The organism is Prochlorococcus sp. MIT 1306, from assembly GCF_047304515.1.
Taxonomy (GTDB): Bacteria; Cyanobacteriota; Cyanobacteriia; order PCC-6307; family Cyanobiaceae; genus Prochlorococcus; species Prochlorococcus marinus_D.
Genome location: NZ_CP138959.1, coordinates 1,044,305 through 1,063,417 on the forward strand (window position 1 = coordinate 1,044,305; position 19,113 = coordinate 1,063,417).

Consider the following 19,113-nt stretch of genomic DNA (forward strand, 5'->3'; position numbering starts at 1 on the left):
ATTAACTTGTCTGAAATTGCTAAACATGCATACAAGTGCAGAAAATAACAATGTGATAACGATTGCTACTGTCGACTCATGCACAGTCAAGGATTGGGCAGAAGAGCAAATGAAAAGTTTGGTTGATAAAATAGAAGCTACGCAACCATGAAGAGAAGGACATTTTGGAAAATAGCTCTGCTGTTCTCTTTGACCAGCGTTGCACTATTTGCAAGCTGGGCCCTGAGCACTCGCCCTGTTCAGATCAACATCTTAATGCCAGCTCCATTTGCTGAGTCAACAACTGATCTGGTCCAAAAATTCAACAAAGATCATCACGGCAGGATCCAACTTCAGGTGACTCGAGGTCCACTTGAAACAGAAGCAGTATCGGATTTAGCCATCAGCAGTCTTCTTTTAGGTAAAAGTCCATTCGATGCACTTTTAATTGATGTAACTTGGTTGCCGAAATACGCCGCCGCAGGATGGCTTATTCCCTTGGATCCATGGATCGATCAACAACAGATTGATTCCATTGCTCCGGGGGCAATGCTTGGAAATAATTTCGACGGGAAACTGTATCGATGGCCACTTGTGGCTGACATGGGATTGCTTTATTGGCGGACAGATTTGATGAGTGAACCACCGCGTACCCCTGAGGAACTCATTAAAGTTAGTCTTAAGCTCCAAAAAGAAGGCCGTATTGCTAATGGCTATGTCTGGCAAGGCCGTCAATATGAAGGCCTAAGTTGTGTATTTCTAGAAGTTCTTGACGGATTTGGAGGACAATGGCTTGAACCCGAAACCGATAATGTTGGCCTCGACAGCTCCGCAAGTCTTCAGGCTGCAAGTTGGTTGCGTGAACTGATCAGCAGTGGAGTGAGCCCCGAAGCAGTGATCAACTATGCCGAAAATGAAACTCTTCAAGCCTTTAAGTCTGGAGATGTTGCGCTAATGCGTAACTGGCCTTATGCCTGGGGAGAACTGCAGAAGCCTAACAGCGATGTTAGAGGCAATGTTGGAGTAACCACGATGGTTGCTACCGCTGCCAATCGATCCACATCAACCCTAGGTAGCTGGGGCTTCTCGATCCTCAAGGGCTCATCTAATCCACAAGCTGCAGCAGAGGCCATTGCCTTCCTCACATCAACATCTGCACAAAAAAGACTGTTCTTGAACGACAGCTATACCCCAACCAAAGCAGAACTATTTAAAGACCCAGAACTGCTCTCAAAATCACAAATTCTTCCGGAGCTTGCTAATGCCCTACAAAGCACTGATCAACGTCCAGCAACTCCTCTATATGCACAGATTAGTGATGTACTACAACGAAATCTGAGCTCAATTTTAACAGGCCAATCCAGCGTTAGCGATGCAATGTCCAACGCCCAAGCAAACACCGAGAAGATTCTTATGGCGGCAAGAGAAACTAAATGATCCAATTGCTTCTATTCCCGGCATCTCTATTAATTGCCTTCGTCTTTGGTATCCCTCTACTTCGTTATTCCTGGTTGAGCTTCCATGCTGATTCAGTCCTCACAGGCTTAGTTGCGATTCCCAATCATGGTGCGAATTGGCTTCGTCTACTGCACGACCAACGCTTCTGGCAAGACACCTATCAGACAGCCCGTTTCGCAACCGTTTCAGTCAGCCTAGAACTATTACTTGCTATAGCGATAGCCCTCTTACTCGATCAGCGTTGGCGTGGTCGAGGTGTTGTAAGGGCCATAAGTTTGCTCCCATGGGCTCTGCCAACTACTGTAATGGCTCTTGGCTGGCGTTGGATCTTTAATACACCTTACGGCCCTATTGAACAATTCGCAGAACTGATTGGACTACAACCTCTAAACATCCTTTCGAATCCAAATATCACCTGGCTTGCCACGGTTGTTGGTGATGTTTGGAAGACCACGCCATTTGCGGCTCTGATTCTTTTGGCTGGCTTGCAAACCATTCCCAATGATCTCTACGAAGCCTTCTATCTCGAAGGTGGCCATCCACGTGCCGCACTATTTCAGATCACCTTGCCGCTCTTGCAGCCTTATTTACTCCTTAGTCTTTTATTTCGCCTTGCGCAGGCCTTCGGCGTTTTCGACTTGATTCAGGTGATGACTGGTGGGGGTCCTGCAGGAAGCACGGAAAGCCTTGCTTTATATGCTTATTTAAACGCAATGCGATTCCTCGATTTTGGCTATAGCGCCACGGTAATGATCAGCGGGTTTCTTCTACTTGTTATTGCCTGTCTGCTTGTTTTTCTAATCATCAAACAGGCCAGCCATTGGCGAGAGGCAATGAAATGATTCGTCAGCGAAATCTTTGGATCACTGTTCTCCTGCTTTGGTCTTTAGCGCCTCTGCTTTGGCAGCTCTATACATCTTTTTGCACCCATGAAGCTCTTCTACAACCATTGGCTGAGCATAATCAGCGTTGGACACTTGACAACTATCGCCAGGTATTGACAACCAACCCTCCCTTCTGGCGTTATCTATTGAACAGTGTCATCGTTGGCATTAGCTCAACAGGATTAACCCTACTGATAGCCATTCCAGCCGCCTATTCTCTTTCAAAAGTCTCGCAAAATATTGCCAGAATGGCTAGATTTATACTGCTTGGTGCGGCTTTATTTCCATATGTTCTGCTTTTTTTGGCATTATTAGAACTTGCAAGGAGTTTCAACCTCGGGAACAATTTGCTTGCGCTCAGTTTTCCCTACGCTGGCTTGTCGATGCCCTTGGCAGTGCTGCTGCTTTTATCAGCCTTCCGCGATCTACCTTCTGAACTAGAAGAAGCCGCGAGGCTTGAGGGTCTGGGCTTATGGCAGAGATTGCGCTGGGTATTAATTCCCTTAATAGGTCCTGCAACCGCAAGCACTGCCATCTTGGTCTTTCTCTTCTCCTGGAACGAATATCCAATCGCATTAACCTGGATTAGTAGAGCTGATCTGCTAACACTTCCTGTTGCCATAGCACGAATTGCAGGTTCATCGGTCTACTCAATTCCCTATGGCGCTTATGCAGCTGCCACCGTTCTAGGTGCTCTGCCACTCTTGTTACTCGTGCTCATCTTTCAGCGACAGATCGTTTCCGGTCTGACACAGGGAGCGATTAAAGGATGAATCTTGTTCTACAAAACATTGGTCGCCGTTTCGGTAGAAACTGGATTGTCCGTCATCTAGACCTTGAAGTGGGTGAGGGTGAATGCCTTGCCCTACTTGGACCAAGTGGATGTGGCAAGAGCACCACTCTCAGGCTGATAGCTGGACTCGACCAGCCCAACGAAGGTTCGATCACTATCGCTGGCGAGGATGTCACGACGGTGTCACCTGTTGACCGACGCATCGGCATGGTGTTTCAGAGCTATGCATTATTTCCCCATCTCACAGTTTTCGCCAATCTTGCACTTGGTCTTCAGGTTCGTGGAATAGCCGCCAATGATCGCAAGCAACGAGTGGAATCTGTTCTGGCATTAATGCAATTAGAGGATCTTGCAGGGCGACATCCGGCAGAACTCTCAGGTGGGCAACGTCAAAGAGTGGCCCTCGCCAGAGCTCTGCTCAGAGACCCTCTGGTGTATTTACTTGATGAGCCAATGAGCAATCTGGATGCTCAACTGCGAGAAGATCTGCGACCTCAGTTACGCCGTTTGATTCTTCAAGGCAGTCAGCCCGTTATCTACGTCACACACGATCAACATGAAGCCATGGCCATGGCACATCGAATTGCCGTAATGCGAGATGGAAAGATAGAGCAAATTGGTACTCCCCAAGAGCTCTACCACAATCCATTATCACTCTTTGTGGCCAGCTTTATAGGACGCCCTCAGATCAACCTTCTGCCAGCAGAGTCAGGCATTATCAAAGCAATTCGACCAGAACATCTTCAACTAAGTTCAGAAGGGATTGCTTGCCGTCTTGTCTACAGGGAGTGGCTGGGAACATCCCAGTTGCTCATTCTTGAGAGCAACAGAGGTCCACTAAGGATGCTTTGCGCTAGTGAGATCACAATTCCTGAGACCATTAAGCTCAATTGGTCCCCAGAAAGAGAACATCAGTTCGATGCCAGTTCAGGAGGAAGATGCTGACAAGAGTTCACAAGATTTTATTCGTAAAGGATATCCAGAATTGTGTTGATCAATAAAATTCATAGTCATTTTATGGTTAATAATAATCAAAGGGGTGAAGCGTAAACGTTAATTAAAGGCCTTGTCTAATATCTTGCTGTGTTGAGAAGCTTGTTTGCGGATTGCTTCGATCTTTCCCAGGTCTGGAGAAACATCTAAGGCCTGCCTCCATAGTCCAGCAAGCAAACGAATATCAGGCAACGATTGCAAATCAGTAAAGGGCACATTTGCCATCACAGCTGCAGATGACACCTTCGGGTCGTAGCTGAGTGCCACTGTGGGACTACCAGCCAATTGGGCCAGGATGAGTGCATGCAGTCGCATGGGGAGAACCAATCTGGCCATCGAGAACTGATTCATAACATCTGTTAGTGAATCAAATGCAAAGGAATGACTTCTTAATCTCAAGCTGGAACTGATCAGTCCTTGTCTATCTAGTTGTCGGAATAGCTGTTCATCCTGACGTTGATGAAAAGCAAGCCAATGAACTGGAGCATCAATATCTTTAAGGATTATCTCAAGGGCTTGGAGCAAATGCTGCCAGCCAAAGTGATCAAGCATTGACGTGGGACGCCAACAAAGCACAACTGCTTGGCCACCCTGCCAGCGCCTAGAGGGAAGTTGCCAAACTGGATCTGGTGCCATCAGCATCGGAGAGGGTAGGCACCATTGCTGAGCAAACTGAAAAGACTCTGGATCTCTCCAGCTGATCGCCTGCACCCTACGTAGGACTCTCCTAACCATCCATCGACTCACGTGATGACGAAATGGCCCCAGGCCCTGGCCCCAAAGCACAACAGGAACACCACGTTGTTGGGCTATCACAATCAAGATCAAGTAGTAGATCAGGCTCTTAAAACTCGTGCTGTCCTGCAGCAAGCTGCCGCCACCAAGAATCAAACCCTGAACTTGAAAAAGTGCCCTAATGGTCTCCAGCAATGAGCGTCGGTTAATGACTTGAGCCTTCGGAGCTAAGGCCTTAATCACATTTGAATCATTTGCCGTGATCCAAGGCTGCAAATGTGAGGGAAGCTCCTGAAGTAAAACCTGCAAAAGAGCATCATCGCCAAGGTTGTGCTCGCCGTAGTAGCCGCATAACAGCACTGCCTTGCATTGCTTTGCCTGAACTGCCATAGCCAAGCAATAGCTGCATCAAACATTAACGGCGACCAAGCCTCCCTAGGCTGCTGCCATCGAGCGAATCACGTGCACGCCCTATCTCTAGGCACCTGGTGGATCCACCTCGCATCCTTGTTCGAATGGATGCTTGCGATTGTGCTGGTGGTGCAATGGGGGAGAAGGAACCAAAGCAGGGCAATGTCATGGTTGGCTCTAGCAATGCTCCCCAACTTGGTGAGTGCCATGACAGCCATCACCTGGCATATTTTTGACAACAGCAAAGCCCTTAGCGGAATTGTTGTGCTCCAAGCTTGGCTGACGCTGATTGGCAACTGCTGTTTGGCCGCAGCCACCTGGAATTTGTTGCGTTCAGAACGACAGCAATCATGATTTTTGCCACTTCTACTGAGATTTTGAACTCCCTCATTGAGATGGACCCAGGTCCTCTATATGGCCTTTCTTTAATTCCCTATCTCGGTTTCCTGTGGTGGGCTCAACAGAGCAAGAGCTTGCCAAGACTATCCATCTGGGGATTCCGGCTCACGCTTCTTTTTGTGTTTATGACAATCATTTTTGCGATCCTGGCTGATCAAATTTACGGACTTGAACTGGTTGAAGTTGATGCTTTCCATGGGGCAGCAGAAGCCTTTCTGGTGCTAAGCGATGCCCTCGTGGTTTTGGGATTTATCCGTGCTGGCCAACAACAGGTGGTGAAAAACTCTTAAGAGGTATGGCTTCTATGCCAAGAACTGCGATCAATGTCGGACAATAAGGCGTCGCTTCCACGGTCTAAATGTTCACGCACCTCCTGGCTGCTGCAGCTCCTTCCACATTCACCTGGTCGCCTGCGGTGGGCATGGTGATGATCGCTTGCAACGTGCTCGCATTTGTCATTGCTAAGGCCAACATCGAACACCAAAATGAAGGCTTCGACATGCCTAACAACAAATTCTATGGAGGCATGAGCCACGCCTCCGTTGTCGGATCCCAATGCTTAGGCCACATCCTTGGCATGGGCACAATCCTCGGATTAGCTTCACGCGGCGTTCTCTGAAAAGCACTAGGGCTGGCGAATTCATCGCCAGCCCATTAAATAAGGAAGAAGACGGAGTCCGTAGCGCTCAAAGCGGTATTCGAACAGCAATCGGCTCAGATCTTCAGCGCTGACTCGCATTGACAGCCCATTAATCAATCGAGCCAAGCGTCGATCGCCTTTTTGATCGCACAAACCCCACCATGTTCGCTTAGCCAAGCGACCTGAAAGATTCCAGCGCCAACCCAAACGAAGACGCAGGAGCCGTTCAAATTGCATCAAGACCTTGTTGTCTTTGTCTTGATTTGAGCTGGATGGATGACAGCAGGCTTCAACAAGCAAAGGAGTAAGCACCTCTGCACTAACGAGAGCATGACGGATGCCTTCTCCGCCAAGCAAATTGGCAGTACTAATAGCGTCGCCAACTCCAACAATCCTGCCAACAACGTGAGCTTCACTGCGCCTTAAGCTGCTGCGCAAGATTCCGCCATGTCTATCGATAACTGGTAACTCATCAAGCTGGTTCTTGATAAGCAGGCGGTTCAAGATGCTGCTCATCGGTTCGAGGCACTCCTTCATTGGTGGAGGTAGACGGCAAACTCCTACCTTCAACTGATTACCAGCCATGGGAAAAATCCAGCCATAACCATGTTGAATCCACTGGCATCCCAAAAAAAAACAAACCCGGTCACGCCAGAGAGCTGTTGTTTTTTGATCACCCTGCAGGATCCACTCAACGCCAGCCCCTTCAAGCATGCAATCGGTATCGGAAGGCTTGGATGCTTCAGTTGAACCCAATAAAAGGCGGCGATGGCCTGTGGCATCTACCACCCAGCTCACTCTCCTTCTCTGACACAAGCCATTTGGACCAATCAATTCAACGTTTGCGCCGTCATTGACCGTAAGAACGGAGTGAACACGCCAACCCAATAAAAATTCAACACCTGCTTCTATAGCTTGCTGCCAGAGCTGATGACGTAGCGAGCCGAAGTTGAGAACCACACCAAGGTCATGTTGAGACCACCATTGATGTTGAATTCCATCTGGATCCACCAATTGCCAGCCATTCCAATGGCTGGCAATTGCTTCAGCAGGAATGCAGAGATCAGACACCGCCTGGATAGGGATGGCAGCACTAGAAAAGGCATTCTGATTGGCTTCTCTTAGGCGTTCAACAAGAGTTACCGCAATCCCCTGGCTAGCAAGTCGTTGTGCAAGTCGGGCTCCTGCTGGCCCTGCACCTGCTACCAAAACAGTCAATTGATCAGGTTGACAGGGCCTGCGGTGCTTCCTGCCCTACAAGAGAAGGCTGCGAATTCAAGCAAAAGTGTTCTTGAATTCGTTCAGACATCTGTGTTGGTGTGAGCCCCAGTGCTTCCCGGCTCTGTTGGGGACTGGCATGGTCTACCAATTGATCAGGGATTCCAATTCGGAACGTTGGCACCAAGACATCTTGATCACTAAGGGACTCAACCACAGCCGCACCAAAACCACCCGCAAGAGCACCCTCCTCCATCGTGACGACACGACCGATACGACGGGCTAACGGATGAATCAAGGCTTGATCAAGTGGTCTTAGGAAGCGAGCATTGATCACAGTGGCCTTGACACCTGCTTCCTGCAACAGCTGAGCTGTGATCATGGCAGCAGGCACCATTACTCCATAAGCAACGATTAATAGATCATCACCTTCACAAAGCACTTCGCCTCGACCAATTGCCAAAGGCTCCCAGCCTTCATCAAGCAGAGGTACTCCCTCTCCTGATCCTCTTGGAATACGGAGAGCTGCAGGGCCTTGATGCTGAAGACATGTCACCAACATGCGTTGAAGTTCAGCCTCATCCTTGGGCGCCATCACGGTGAAATTAGGAATAGCGCGGAAATAACTGATGTCGTACTGACCCTGATGGGTCGGTCCATCAGCGCCAACAATGCCTGCGCGATCCATCACAAAGGTCACTGGCAGGTTCTGAATTCCCACGTCGTGAATCAATTGGTCGAAGGCGCGCTGCAGGAATGTGCTGTAAATCGCCAGCACAGGCTTGAGCCCCTCACAAGCCATCCCAGCAGCAAGAGTTACAGCATGCTGTTCAGCGATACCTACATCGATGTATTGCTCAGGAACAGCCTTTTGCAGGAGGTCAAGGCCAGTACCTGTGGCCATCGCGGCTGTGATCCCAACGACAGTGCTGTCCTGCTGACAAAGCTTAATGAGCGTCTCGCCAAACACCTTGCTGTAACTCGGTGGTTTCTTTCCTTTTGAGGGAAGAGCTTTACCAGTAATTAGATCAAACGCTGATTGGGCGTGATAGCCAACTTGATCTGCTTCGGCATATGGATAGCCCTTGCCTTTGGTCGTAACCACATGAACGAGTACAGGACCACCAACCTTGTGAGCCGTCTCAAAGGTTCGAACCATGCGTTCAATGTCATGGCCATCAATAGGGCCCATGTAGGTGAAGCCAAGCTCCTCAAAAACAGCCCCTACCTTCGGCACGGATAATCGGCGCATACTGCCCTTGAGCAGGTCTAGTTCGGCAGGCAGTTCCCCTCCCATGAAAGGCAGACTCTTGACCCTCTCCTCGACGCTATCCGAGATGAACTGCACAGGCGCACTGTGGCGCATGCGATTTAGATGGGTCGACAACGCTCCTACTGGCGGAGAAATCGACATGTCGTTGTCGTTGAGAACAACCAGAAAAGGTGTGTTGGGCATATGGCCGGCATGATTAATCGCTTCTAGTGCTATGCCGCCGGTAAGAGCCCCATCACCAATTACAGCTACGCATTTGAACGATTCACCACGACGCTCACGAGCAACGGCCATGCCCAGTGCTGCTGATATCGAGGTGCTGGCATGGCCGGCACCAAAATGATCGAAAGAACTTTCACAACGCTTCAGATAGCCAGCGACACCACCCTGCTGACGCAAGGTATTGAAGTCGCCGTATCGGCCAGTAATCAGCTTGTGTGGATAAGCCTGATGGCCAACGTCCCATACAACTCGATCATGATCTAGATCAAGAGTTTGATAAAGAGCAAGGGTGAGTTCAACAACACCGAGCCCAGGCCCCAAATGACCTCCACTGGTGGACACCACCTCAAGATGGCGTTCCCGTATCTGACGTGCTACATCCTCAAGCTCGGCAATGCTCAAGCCATGAAGCTGATTCGGATGGGTTAACTCGCTCAGACGCATTCGCGTTCCTGTCCCACTCCAACCCATTCAATCTAGGTCTTCTCAGCTATAGAACGGCGAAAGCAACCCTGGCAAGTGCAAACAGTTGCCGGATCTGAATATTGCAAGACTGGCGTGATGGACGATTATCTACAGAGGATTCTGAGGGCACGTGTCTATGACGTAGCCCATGAAACCCCCCTGGAACTGGCAAAAAACCTCAGTCGCCGTCTTCAGAACAAGATCTGGTTGAAACGTGAGGACCTACAGCCAGTCTTCTCCTTCAAGCTTCGTGGTGCGTATAACCGCATGTCCCTTCTCAGTAAAGAGGAGTTGCAGCGTGGCGTGATTGCTTCAAGTGCTGGAAACCACGCTCAGGGGGTGGCACTGAGCGCCTCTTATCTCAATTGCAGAGCTGTGATTGTGATGCCGATTACCACACCCGAAATGAAAGTACGGGCAGTCCGTGCTCTTGGCGCTGAAGTCGCACTTCATGGAGAGACCTACGACGAGGCCTATCAAGAGGCCATGCGTCGAAGCGAAAAAGATGGACTCACGTTTATCCACCCGTTTGATGATCCAGAGGTGATTGCTGGGCAAGGGACGATTGCTCTAGAAATCCTGCGCCAGATCCAAGATCCACCAGATGCAATCTATGTCGCAGTTGGCGGTGGCGGACTGATCGGCGGGATTGCCACTTATGTCAAAAGCTTGTGGCCGCAAGTCGAAATTATTGGTGTCGAGCCCCACGACGCTGCAGCAATGACGCTCTCTCTTGAAGCTGGTGAACGCATTCAGCTGCCAAAAGTAGGTCTATTTGCCGACGGAGTCGCTGTACGTCAAGTAGGCAAACACACCTTCTCATTAGCTCAGATGCATATAGACGCGATGGTGACGGTAAGCACTGATGAAATCTGTGCAGCGATCAAAGATGTTTTTGAAGATACCCGCTCAATTCTTGAACCAGCTGGCGCACTGGCAATTGCTGGCATGAAGGCAGATATCGCCAAACGTGATCTTCAAGACCGCAATCTTGTGGCCGTGGCCTGTGGCGCAAACATGAACTTTGAACGGCTCCGTTTTGTCGCCGAAAGAGCAGAGCTAGGGGAAGAAAGGGAAGCAATACTCGCGGTAGAGATCCCAGAGCAGGCAGGCAGCCTGCGCAAGCTCTGCAACGTCCTAGCGGGAAAAAATCTCACCGAATTCAGTTACCGAATGGCAGAGGGGGATAGAGCCCAAATATTCATCGGTGTACAGGTTTTCGACCTCAATGATCGAACCAAACTTTTAACGCGACTGCAGTCGTCAGGATTCCCATGCCTTGATCTCAGCAACGACGAGCTGACCAAAGGGCACCTTCGTCACATGGTGGGTGGCCGGCTTCCTGCCTCAGCAAAAACCCTTTGCCGAGATGGATGTCGAGAACTGCTCTATCGCTTTGAGTTCCCTGAGCGTCCAGGAGCTCTTATGACCTTTGTTAGTGCCCTTCACCCCGAATGGAGTATCAGCATCTTCCACTACCGCAATCACGGAGCAGATGTCGGCAGGATCGTTGTAGGTGTGTTGGTCCAGGACAACGAAATGAAAAATTGGCAGCGCTTTCTTGACGATCTGGGCTACCCAAACTGGGAAGAAACCAACAACCCCGCCTACTGCTTATTTCTGGGTGCACAGACCGTTTGATCGCGGTAACTTGGCATATTCCATAGCAGGGCCTGCCATGGCCACCGATTCCCCAGCTCAAGAGAGGGATGAGGTCTCCAGCTTCTCCTTACCAGCACGTTTAGAGGCCATTCTTTATTTGAAGGGTCGCCCTGTAACGCTCAAAGAGATGGCAGAGCTAGCCAATGAGACTGAGGATCTGATTGAGCAAGCTCTACTTGCGCTGATGGCAGGCTATGCACAGAGAGATACAGCCTTAGAGATCCAAGAGAACAATGGTCGATATAGCCTTCAATTGTGTCCAGGCCTTGGCGAGCTGGTCCACCACCTTTTACCCGTTGATCTTTCCATAGCAACACTCAGAACCCTGGCCACCATTGCCCTGAAAAAAAGAATTCTTCAATCGGAGCTGGTCGATTTACGGGGATCAGGCGCCTACGACCACATCAAAGAACTCGTTGCTCAGAACTTCATCGAACGCAAACGACAGAGCGAGGGCAGGTCTTATTGGCTCACGCTCTCTGAAAAGTTCCATCGAACCTTCTCAGTACTTCCTGATTTAGGTACAGCCGAACCCTCTCAGGTTGCATAGAGTTCTCAGAATAGTTGTCTTCACCCATGCAAATCCTGGCCACGTTGCTACAGGTGCTAGCCCAGACACTTGAGATCTACTCACTGGTGCTTATCGTGCGCGTGCTGCTGAGCTGGTTCCCTAATCTTGACTGGGCGAATCCAGTGTTGAGCACCGTTAGCTCAATCACAGACCCCTACCTCAATGCTTTTCGTGGTTTGATTCCTCCCCTTGGAGGCTTGGATCTATCAGCGATCCTGGCGTTAGTAGCCCTGAGTCTTCTGCAACAAATGCTGAATAGCGCAAGTGTGGCGATCTTGAATAGTGGAATGAGCTATTACAGCTGATCTAGTGGTTGGTCCACAGGAATCACTGCCTTGGTTCCCCATAAAAGACCAGGGTCTACAGCCTCTTCAAGCGGTAGCAGCTCATCATCGTCGCCAGCACGAGTACGAACGGGAGCCTTGAATCCCTTTGCCTTTGCCCCCTTCACTTGTAAAGGCCCTGGCGTTCCTGACGGAATCGCCAACCGCAATGCAAAAGAACTTGACCCGGGTTGCACATCGCCAATAGAACCAACGCGAGCACGGTTTGGCAATACAGGTTCACCACTTGGATCCAAGATCTGAGCAAAGACATCACTATCAATCACGGCAAACTTGCCTGGATTGGTCACCTCACCTGAAAGCACATAGCAACTTGCGCCGACAGGCCTAGTCAGGCTTGGCTGCGCACCTGGATCTGTTTGTGCACAAGCATCGATACTCAACTGATCCAAGCTGAGGTTTGCCGCTAAGGCTTGATCACTGAAAACCAGATTAAAAACCAGTAAAACTGCAGTGAGCACTGCCTTCAAGATGGAGCTTTGCAAAAAATTCATCTTCATCGTTGATCACCGCTCCCTGAGATCTGGCCACGTGATGCCCTGCTAGTCAGCTTATCGAGATTGGCTTGTGCCACATCTTCTAAATCAAAGCCCAGCTCACTAGCCAACTGGGCTACATACCAAAGCACATCTCCCAACTCAAGCTTGATTGCTTGGCGCGTATCCAGGTCAAAAACACCTTGTTGATCGCGAAGGACCTTCTTGACCTTGTCCGCGACTTCACCTGCCTCACCTGCGAGCCCAAGGGTTGGATAAATCGGGTTCTGACCCACATTCGGATAGCTGGCCGTAGCTCGAGCTCCATGCTGGTAATGATTAATGTCCATAGAAAAACATTGGCAACGCTGTCAACAACTACGTGTTGAGGCCTGGATGGTAGTTTCCGCGATGTTTCAGGTCCCGTTGATGGCCCAGATCGATCTGACACGACGGACCAAAATCGTTGCCACCATAGGTCCGGCAACCGAGACCGCCGAACGAATCCGAGAACTCGTTCAGGTAGGTGCTACCACCTTCCGGCTGAATTTCTCACACGGCGACCATGACGAGCACGCCAAGCGCATCTCCACCATCCGCCAGGTCTCTGATGAATTGGGGATGCACATTGGCATTCTTCAAGACTTACAAGGCCCCAAAATTCGCCTGGGTCGTTTTGATAAGGGGCCTATCACTTTGGCCAATGGCGATCCCTTCGCACTGACCTCCAAACAAGTTCAATGCAATCAGTCAGTGGCAACCGTCACTTACGACAAGCTTGCAGACGAAGTCACGACCGGCAGTCGAATCTTGCTTGATGACGGTCGAGTGGAGATGAAAGTCGTAAAAATCGATCAAAGCGAACAAACCTTGCACTGCATCGTCACAGTGGGAGGGGTGCTCTCAAATAACAAGGGAGTGAATTTCCCTGATGTACAGCTATCGGTTCGCGCCCTTACAGAGAAAGATCGCCAAGATCTCGCCTTTGGCCTCCAGCAAGGGGTGGACTGGGTCGCACTGAGCTTTGTGCGAAACCCTTCGGACATGAAAGAGATCCGCAAACTCATCGGGGATCATGGGCACAGCACCCCAGTGATCGCGAAGATCGAGAAATTTGAGGCGATTGATCAAATCGATTCAATCCTTCCTCTCTGTGATGGAGTCATGGTTGCAAGGGGGGACCTAGGCGTTGAGATGCCAGCCGAAGAGGTGCCTCTACTGCAAAAGGATTTGATTCGCAAGGCCAACAGCCTTGGAATTCCAATCATCACAGCCACCCAGATGCTCGACTCGATGGCCTCGAGCCCGAGGCCCACCAGAGCAGAAGTGAGTGATGTAGCAAATGCGATCCTTGATGGTACTGATGCAGTGATGCTCTCGAACGAAACCGCTGTAGGAGACTATCCAGTGGAGGCAGTTCAAACGATGGCCACCATTGCCAGACGGATTGAACGGGACTATCCACAGCGTCCAATCGAAACTTATCTGGCCAGCACCATTTCCAACGCGATTAGTTCAGCCGTAAGCAGCATCGCCAGTCATCTCAACGCGGCAGCAATCGTGCCACTAACTGAAAGTGGTGCCACTGCACACAACGTCAGTAAATTCCGCCCAGCAGCGCCAATTTTGGCCGTCACCAACGAATTGGCTGTAGCAAGAAAACTTCAATTGGCATGGGGTGTCACCCCACTGCTTGTCCCAACCCAGAAAAGCACCACTGCAACCTTCAGTGCTGCAATTGCTGTTGCCCAGGAATTGGGTCTTCTCAAAGAAGGAGATCTAACAATTCAAACTGCAGGAACCCTTGCTGGCGTGAGCGGGTCCACAGATCTTGTCAAAGTAGGAATTGTCAGTGCAGTGCTTGGCCAAGGGATCGGTATTGGCAATGGAACCGTTAGCGGCAAGGTCAGATTTGCTTTCTCTCCAAACGACTCAACAAAAATTGAACCAGGGGAGATTCTGGTCATTCATGAAACAAGCGATGACTATCTCGATGCAATCAGAAAGTCTGCAGGAGTGATTACAGAACAAGAAGGAGAGGAATCCCACGCAGCCGTGATCTCAAAACGCCTAGGGATTCCTTTCATCATTGGGATAGCACATGCCACGAGAAACCTGCTTGAAGGAGAGGTGGTAACAATGCAGCTCAGTAATGGCAAAGTTCATCGCGGCACAGGCGGCAAGCTGCCAATGAAGCCCGACTCAATGCTCTGAGGGTTCATGAATAGCTCCCTTCCGCTCATCGAAACGGTGAGCATGGCGTTCTCAACCCTTAAAGCCAATCGCCTACGGAGTCTCCTGACAATGCTCGGCATTGTGATCGGCAATGCTTCTGTCATTACCCTGGTAGGTGTTGGCAGGGGAGCTCAGAATCTGGCTGAGTCTCAACTAAGCAACCTGGGCGCCAATGTGTTGTTTGTGGTGCCTGGCAACAACGACACTCGTCGTCGCGGTGTGGCCTTCCCGCGAAATCTCGTGATCGAAGATTCAGATGCAATCGCTGAGCAAGTTCCAAGCGTGAAAGAAGTTGCACCGCAGATCAGCTCAAGCGAGGTAATTCAAGCGGGTGCCCAAAGTGCTACGAGTTCAATCTCTGGGGTGACCCCAGCATTTCTACCAGTGCGCAACTTCGAAGTAGCTCGTGGAAGATTTATTAGTGATCTTGATCTTCGTAGCGCACGCAAGGTGGTTGTGATTGGTCCCGACCTTGTCAACAAACTATTTCCAACGAGTGCGGCAGTCGGTAAGACTCTACGAATTAAGGATCAATCCTTTGAAGTGATCGGTGTAATGGCTCCTAAAGGAGCGGTGTTTGGAAACAATCAAGATGAAAACGCTTACATTCCGCTCACAACAATGGTGAGCCGGCTCACAGGCAGAGATCCAACCTATGGCGTCAGCCTTAGTTTTATCAGTGTGGAAGCCAAGAATGAAGAAAGCACGGGGGCTGCAAAATTCCAGATCACCAACCTGCTCCGTCAACGACATCGAATCCTGCGAGATGACGACTTTGCAGTTCGATCACAGAAAGATGCCCTCAGCATCGTCAACACAATCACCGGAGGACTAACACTCATGTTGGCAGCAATCGGAGGGATATCGCTGCTAGTAGGAGGAATCGGAATCATGAATATCATGCTGGTTGCGGTCAGTGAACGCACTGAGGAAATCGGACTAAGGAAGGCCCTAGGAGCTCGTAATAGCGATGTATTGAGCCAATTCCTGATCGAATCACTCGTTCTTGCAAGCTTTGGTGGTGTCATCGGCACAGCTGTAGGTATTGGCGCCGTCACAACAATCGGAGTTTTGACCCCTCTCCCGGCATCAATCGGAATAAGCGTCGTTCTAATCACCGTCACTCTCTCGGGATCAATTGGTTTGATCTTCGGTGTTTTGCCCGCCAGACGTGCAGCAAGACTTGACCCAATCGTTGCCCTCCGACGCTTGTAAATCCTTTTTGATTTTCAGAGAATAGGCAAAGCAAAAAGGTGATAGCAATCACAACTCCCCAGCAGCGAAAACAATGAAGTCAAGCGCCTAACGCAAGCAAAGCAGGCTGATGGGGATTCATGACTGAAGCAGCCAAAGGGTTATTTCTATAAAAAACGGTTTTTAGCTCACAGATATTGGTTGCTCAAAGCAGCATCTAAAGCGGAAGTGGGAATCTGAGCTCAAAAGCTGAGGAAGATGGTGCCTGAAGAAGATCTAGCAACCAACGACCTAACCATCGACACCGTTACAGTCAGTGAACCATCCTCTAGCAGATGAATCAACGCTGGCGTCTCATTGCTCTCTGGCTGCTGCCCATCGGTGTTGCCTTACTGCTCGCCTGGCAAATTTTAGGAAATGGCAAGCTCACAGGAGAGCAGCCGAGTAACACCACTATGGCTCCGCGCAATGCTGCGGTTACGCGGATGAGCTACGGCCGCTTCCTCGACTATGTGGAAGCAGGAAGGGTCACCGCCGTGGACATTTACGACGGTGGACGGAATGCAGTAGTAGAAGCCGTAGATCCCGAACTCGACAATCGCATACAACGACTAAGAGTTGATCTCCCCGGTCTTGCCCCAGAGTTAATCAATACACTCAAAAGCGAGGGGATCAGTTTCGATATTCATCCTGCTCGTACCACTCCGCCGGCGCTTGGCTTATTAGGCAATCTCCTCTTCCCTCTACTCCTCATTGGCGGCCTAATTCTGCTGGCCCGTCGATCCAGCTCAATGCCTGGCGGCCCCGGGCAGGCAATGCAGTTCGGCAAGACAAAAGCCCGCTTCGCAATGGAAGCTGAAACTGGAGTCAAGTTTGATGATGTTGCAGGTGTAAGTGAAGCAAAACAGGATCTTGAGGAAGTGGTGACTTTCCTGAAGAAACCCGAACGCTTCACCTCGGTAGGTGCTCAGATTCCAAGAGGTGTTCTGCTGGTAGGGCCTCCAGGTACTGGCAAAACCCTTCTTGCTAAAGCAATTGCAGGAGAAGCAGGTGTTCCCTTCTTCTCACTCTCTGGGTCGGAATTTGTAGAAATGTTCGTTGGTGTCGGCGCGAGTCGAGTCCGAGATTTATTCAAGCGGGCAAAAGAGAACACACCCTGCCTAATCTTTATTGATGAAATTGATGCAGTAGGCCGACAACGTGGTGCCGGAATAGGTGGCGGGAATGATGAGCGAGAACAAACTCTCAACCAACTTTTAACAGAAATGGACGGATTTGAAGGTAATAGCGGAATCATCATTATTGCAGCAACAAACCGTCCTGATGTACTGGATTCTGCGCTGATGCGACCAGGGCGTTTTGACAGGCAAGTCAGTGTGGATTCACCAGATATCAAAGGAAGACTTGCAATTCTTGAAGTGCACGCACGTGACAAGAAACTTGAAGAAGATCTTTCCTTAAAGAATGTAGCCCGACGCACACCTGGATTCACCGGGGCAGACCTTGCCAACCTACTTAATGAGGCGGCAATCCTCACAGCTCGTCGTCGTAAAAAGGCTATCAGCCTTGATGAAATTGACGATGCCGTTGACAGAATCATCGCGGGCATGGAAGGGCGCCCACTCACTGATGGACGTAGCAAGAGATTGATCGCATACCACGAAGTTGGGCATGCACTAATAGGAACATTAGTTAAAGATCATGACCCTGTCCAAAAAGTGACTCTGATACCACGAGGTCAGGCTCAGGGGCTGACATGGTTTTCTCCGGATGAAGAGCAAATGCTGGTTACTCGTGCCCAACTCAAGGCTCGAATCATGGGAGCACTAGGAGGCAGGGCAGCAGAAGATGTTGTTTTTGGCGATGCAGAGATCACAACAGGTGCAGGTGGTGACATCCAGCAGGTTGCATCCATGGCACGCCAAATGGTGACACGTTTTGGCATGAGCGATTTAGGACCAGTCGCTCTGGAGAGCGGGAATCAAGAAGTATTTATTGGACGTGACCTGATGACTCGAAGCGAGATCTCAGATGCAATATCCCGCCAAATAGACGAGGCAGTTCGGGAAATGGTTAAGCTTTGCTATAGCGAAACTGTAAAAATCGTCAAGCAACATCGGGAGGCTATGGATAGACTCGTTGAAATCCTCATCGAAAAGGAAACCATAGACGGAGAAGAATTCACTTCAGTAGTAGCAGAATTTACATCTGTTCCAGAGAAGGAAAGAAGCATACCTATCCTTCAGAGCTAATCGAAATAACAGCTAAATAATCATCATTCAAGAAACCAAGTAACAGCGAATAGATCCTTACAATGCATGGTTGCTCATTGTAAGATAAAATATTTATTTTAAGAATAAAAAGTATTTTGATGCCAAGTTTAGGCATGAAAACTATGTTTTCATAATTATGAACAAGTCAATCGATTCCTTCAGGGTGGATGGATTGATAAATATCCATTAGAAAATCCTTTGCCTAGCAATACCTATCTATCACAAGGCAGCCTTGTCAATTGACTGAATGAACCGGACGCTTATCGATCACACTATCGACAAGTCCATAACCAACAGCTTCTGCGGGAGACATGAAAAAATCTCGATCGGTATCTTCTTGAATTCTCTCTAGCGGTTGACCTGTACGATCTGCTAATACACGGTTCAATCGATCCTTAAGGAAGAGAATCTCATCAGCCTGAATACGAATATCACTCGCCTGCCCTCTGGCGCCACCAAGCGGCTGATGAATCATAATTCTAGAATGTTGCAAACTGCTGCGTTTACCCATTGCTCCCGCGCAGAGAAGGAACGCTCCCATACTTGCTGCAAGTCCTACACATACGGTTTGAACATCTGGCTTGACATGCTGCATCGTGTCAAATATTCCAAGGCCATCATATACTGAACCTCCTGGTGAATTGATATACAAATAAATATCTTTTTCAGGATCTTCCGCCTCTAAAAATAACATCTGAGCGACAATTCGATTTGCCGAATCGCTTGTTACAGGCTCGCCAAGAAAGATGATCCGTTCACGCAAGAGGCGCGAATAAATATCGAAGGCCCTTTCCCCACGGCCCGACTCTTCAATCACAATCGGGATCATGCTGCTCTGCTCGGTTTTCACGATCTTAACGGCGCCGTGAGCAGCGCTATGGTCGGATG

19 protein-coding genes are annotated in these 19,113 nt (G+C 49.6%); 13 read left to right on the plus strand and 6 right to left on the minus strand.

Going from position 1 to position 19,113, the window contains the following annotated elements:
• The first annotated feature begins 147 nt into the window (after positions 1-147).
• From SIB74_RS05325 to SIB74_RS05340, 4 genes are read left to right on the plus strand one after another with little or no spacing between them, the layout of a single operon-like run.
• Entirely contained in the window at positions 148-1,416 is a 1,269-nt protein-coding gene (locus SIB74_RS05325) for an ABC transporter substrate-binding protein (protein ID WP_063395875.1), read from the plus strand.
• On the plus strand, positions 1,413-2,279 hold the full coding sequence (locus SIB74_RS05330; protein WP_063395874.1) for a carbohydrate ABC transporter permease: 867 nt from the start codon (positions 1,413-1,415) through the stop codon (positions 2,277-2,279). Before SIB74_RS05325 ends, SIB74_RS05330 begins: the two co-directional genes overlap by 4 nt.
• Positions 2,276-3,094, plus strand: coding sequence for a carbohydrate ABC transporter permease (locus SIB74_RS05335; protein WP_063395873.1), 819 nt, complete (start codon positions 2,276-2,278; stop codon positions 3,092-3,094). Before SIB74_RS05330 ends, SIB74_RS05335 begins: the two co-directional genes overlap by 4 nt.
• Positions 3,091-4,059, plus strand: coding sequence for an ABC transporter ATP-binding protein (locus SIB74_RS05340; RefSeq protein ID WP_063395872.1), 969 nt, complete (start codon positions 3,091-3,093; stop codon positions 4,057-4,059). Before SIB74_RS05335 ends, SIB74_RS05340 begins: the two co-directional genes overlap by 4 nt.
• Positions 4,060-4,167: 108 nt before the next feature.
• On the opposite strand, the gene csaB is transcribed toward SIB74_RS05340, so the two are convergent.
• Positions 4,168-5,232 carry a polysaccharide pyruvyl transferase CsaB gene (gene csaB / locus SIB74_RS05345; protein WP_063395871.1) on the minus strand — a complete coding sequence of 355 codons (1,065 nt, stop codon included), beginning with the start codon at positions 5,230-5,232 and terminating at the stop codon, positions 4,168-4,170.
• A 72-nt stretch (positions 5,233-5,304) separates the two neighbouring features.
• Here csaB and SIB74_RS05350 point away from each other — a divergent pair, with 72 nt between their 5' ends.
• From SIB74_RS05350 to psaK, 3 genes are all read left to right on the plus strand, one after another.
• Entirely contained in the window at positions 5,305-5,607 is a 303-nt protein-coding gene (locus tag SIB74_RS05350; RefSeq protein WP_063395870.1) for a DUF2499 domain-containing protein, read from the plus strand.
• A gap of 41 nt (positions 5,608-5,648) precedes the next feature.
• On the plus strand, positions 5,649-5,942 hold the full coding sequence (locus SIB74_RS05355) for a DUF3593 domain-containing protein (protein ID WP_369818702.1): 294 nt from the start codon (positions 5,649-5,651) through the stop codon (positions 5,940-5,942).
• 68 nt (positions 5,943-6,010) lie between these two features.
• The gene (psaK, locus tag SIB74_RS05360) at positions 6,011-6,271 is read left to right on the plus strand and encodes a photosystem I reaction center subunit PsaK (protein WP_011130065.1); all 261 of its coding nucleotides are present in this window, start codon (positions 6,011-6,013) and stop codon (positions 6,269-6,271) included.
• Between the two features lie 21 nt (positions 6,272-6,292).
• Here the strand turns inward: psaK and SIB74_RS05365 are convergent, their stop codons facing one another.
• Both SIB74_RS05365 and dxs read right to left on the minus strand, forming a co-directional pair.
• Positions 6,293-7,510 (minus strand): NAD(P)/FAD-dependent oxidoreductase, encoded by a 1,218-nt coding sequence (locus SIB74_RS05365; protein WP_063395868.1) that lies wholly within the window; start codon positions 7,508-7,510, stop codon positions 6,293-6,295.
• Positions 7,511-7,514: 4 nt separating this feature from the next.
• Positions 7,515-9,449: a 1-deoxy-D-xylulose-5-phosphate synthase gene (gene dxs, locus SIB74_RS05370; protein ID WP_011826172.1), complete on the minus strand. Its 1,935-nt coding sequence runs from the start codon at positions 9,447-9,449 to the stop codon at positions 7,515-7,517.
• 117 nt (positions 9,450-9,566) lie between these two features.
• Here dxs and ilvA point away from each other — a divergent pair, with 117 nt between their 5' ends.
• The 3 genes from ilvA to SIB74_RS05385 are packed head-to-tail and all read left to right on the plus strand — an operon-like array spanning position 9,567 to position 12,008.
• On the plus strand, positions 9,567-11,111 hold the full coding sequence (ilvA, locus tag SIB74_RS05375; protein WP_063396014.1) for a threonine ammonia-lyase, biosynthetic: 1,545 nt from the start codon (positions 9,567-9,569) through the stop codon (positions 11,109-11,111).
• 37 nt (positions 11,112-11,148) lie between these two features.
• Positions 11,149-11,682, plus strand: a complete 534-nt coding sequence (gene scpB / locus SIB74_RS05380) for an SMC-Scp complex subunit ScpB (protein ID WP_011826174.1) — start codon at positions 11,149-11,151, stop codon at positions 11,680-11,682.
• A 26-nt stretch (positions 11,683-11,708) separates the two neighbouring features.
• Positions 11,709-12,008, plus strand: coding sequence for a YggT family protein (locus SIB74_RS05385; RefSeq protein WP_011826175.1), 300 nt, complete (start codon positions 11,709-11,711; stop codon positions 12,006-12,008).
• Here SIB74_RS05385 and SIB74_RS05390 read toward each other — a convergent pair.
• Positions 11,999-12,547 (minus strand): hypothetical protein, encoded by a 549-nt coding sequence (locus tag SIB74_RS05390; RefSeq protein WP_063395867.1) that lies wholly within the window; start codon positions 12,545-12,547, stop codon positions 11,999-12,001. The two genes, SIB74_RS05385 and SIB74_RS05390, sit on opposite strands and share 10 nt — an antisense overlap.
• Positions 12,544-12,873: a nucleoside triphosphate pyrophosphohydrolase family protein gene (locus tag SIB74_RS05395; protein WP_063395866.1), complete on the minus strand. Its 330-nt coding sequence runs from the start codon at positions 12,871-12,873 to the stop codon at positions 12,544-12,546. Before SIB74_RS05395 ends, SIB74_RS05390 begins: the two co-directional genes overlap by 4 nt.
• 79 nt (positions 12,874-12,952) lie before the next feature.
• On the opposite strand from SIB74_RS05395, the gene pyk reads away from it, so the two are divergent.
• The 3 genes from pyk (at position 12,953) to ftsH (ending at position 18,204) form a co-directional block, all read left to right on the plus strand.
• The gene (gene pyk, locus SIB74_RS05400; protein WP_063396013.1) at positions 12,953-14,737 is read left to right on the plus strand and encodes a pyruvate kinase; all 1,785 of its coding nucleotides are present in this window, start codon (positions 12,953-12,955) and stop codon (positions 14,735-14,737) included.
• A 6-nt stretch (positions 14,738-14,743) separates the two neighbouring features.
• Positions 14,744-15,973, plus strand: a complete 1,230-nt coding sequence (locus SIB74_RS05405) for an ABC transporter permease (RefSeq protein WP_011826179.1) — start codon at positions 14,744-14,746, stop codon at positions 15,971-15,973.
• A gap of 314 nt (positions 15,974-16,287) precedes the next feature.
• Positions 16,288-18,204, plus strand: coding sequence for an ATP-dependent zinc metalloprotease FtsH (gene ftsH, locus SIB74_RS05410; protein ID WP_063395865.1), 1,917 nt, complete (start codon positions 16,288-16,290; stop codon positions 18,202-18,204).
• Positions 18,205-18,460: 256 nt separating this feature from the next.
• Here the strand turns inward: ftsH and clpP are convergent, their stop codons facing one another.
• A complete protein-coding gene (gene clpP, locus SIB74_RS05415; RefSeq protein WP_071818070.1) occupies positions 18,461-19,075 on the minus strand; it encodes an ATP-dependent Clp endopeptidase proteolytic subunit ClpP in 615 nt (204 codons plus the stop codon).
• Between the last annotated feature and the right edge of the window lie 38 nt (positions 19,076-19,113).

Coding starts and splice junctions, on each gene's coding strand:
- SIB74_RS05325 (WP_063395875.1), top strand. CDS start 148: ATGAAGAGAAGGACATTTTGGAAAATAGCTCTGCTGTTCTCTTTGACC.
- SIB74_RS05330 (WP_063395874.1), top strand. CDS start 1,413: ATGATCCAATTGCTTCTATTCCCGGCATCTCTATTAATTGCCTTCGTC.
- SIB74_RS05335 (WP_063395873.1), top strand. CDS start 2,276: ATGATTCGTCAGCGAAATCTTTGGATCACTGTTCTCCTGCTTTGGTCT.
- SIB74_RS05340 (WP_063395872.1), top strand. CDS start 3,091: ATGAATCTTGTTCTACAAAACATTGGTCGCCGTTTCGGTAGAAACTGG.
- csaB (WP_063395871.1), bottom strand. CDS start 5,232: ATGGCAGTTCAGGCAAAGCAATGCAAGGCAGTGCTGTTATGCGGCTAC.
- SIB74_RS05355 (WP_369818702.1), top strand. CDS start 5,649: ATGGACCCAGGTCCTCTATATGGCCTTTCTTTAATTCCCTATCTCGGT.
- psaK (WP_011130065.1), top strand. CDS start 6,011: ATGTTCACGCACCTCCTGGCTGCTGCAGCTCCTTCCACATTCACCTGG.
- dxs (WP_011826172.1), bottom strand. CDS start 9,449: ATGCGTCTGAGCGAGTTAACCCATCCGAATCAGCTTCATGGCTTGAGC.
- ilvA (WP_063396014.1), top strand. CDS start 9,567: ATGGACGATTATCTACAGAGGATTCTGAGGGCACGTGTCTATGACGTA.
- scpB (WP_011826174.1), top strand. CDS start 11,149: ATGGCCACCGATTCCCCAGCTCAAGAGAGGGATGAGGTCTCCAGCTTC.
- SIB74_RS05385 (WP_011826175.1), top strand. CDS start 11,709: ATGCAAATCCTGGCCACGTTGCTACAGGTGCTAGCCCAGACACTTGAG.
- SIB74_RS05390 (WP_063395867.1), bottom strand. CDS start 12,547: ATGAAGATGAATTTTTTGCAAAGCTCCATCTTGAAGGCAGTGCTCACT.
- SIB74_RS05395 (WP_063395866.1), bottom strand. CDS start 12,873: ATGGACATTAATCATTACCAGCATGGAGCTCGAGCTACGGCCAGCTAT.
- pyk (WP_063396013.1), top strand. CDS start 12,953: ATGGCCCAGATCGATCTGACACGACGGACCAAAATCGTTGCCACCATA.
- SIB74_RS05405 (WP_011826179.1), top strand. CDS start 14,744: ATGAATAGCTCCCTTCCGCTCATCGAAACGGTGAGCATGGCGTTCTCA.
- ftsH (WP_063395865.1), top strand. CDS start 16,288: ATGAATCAACGCTGGCGTCTCATTGCTCTCTGGCTGCTGCCCATCGGT.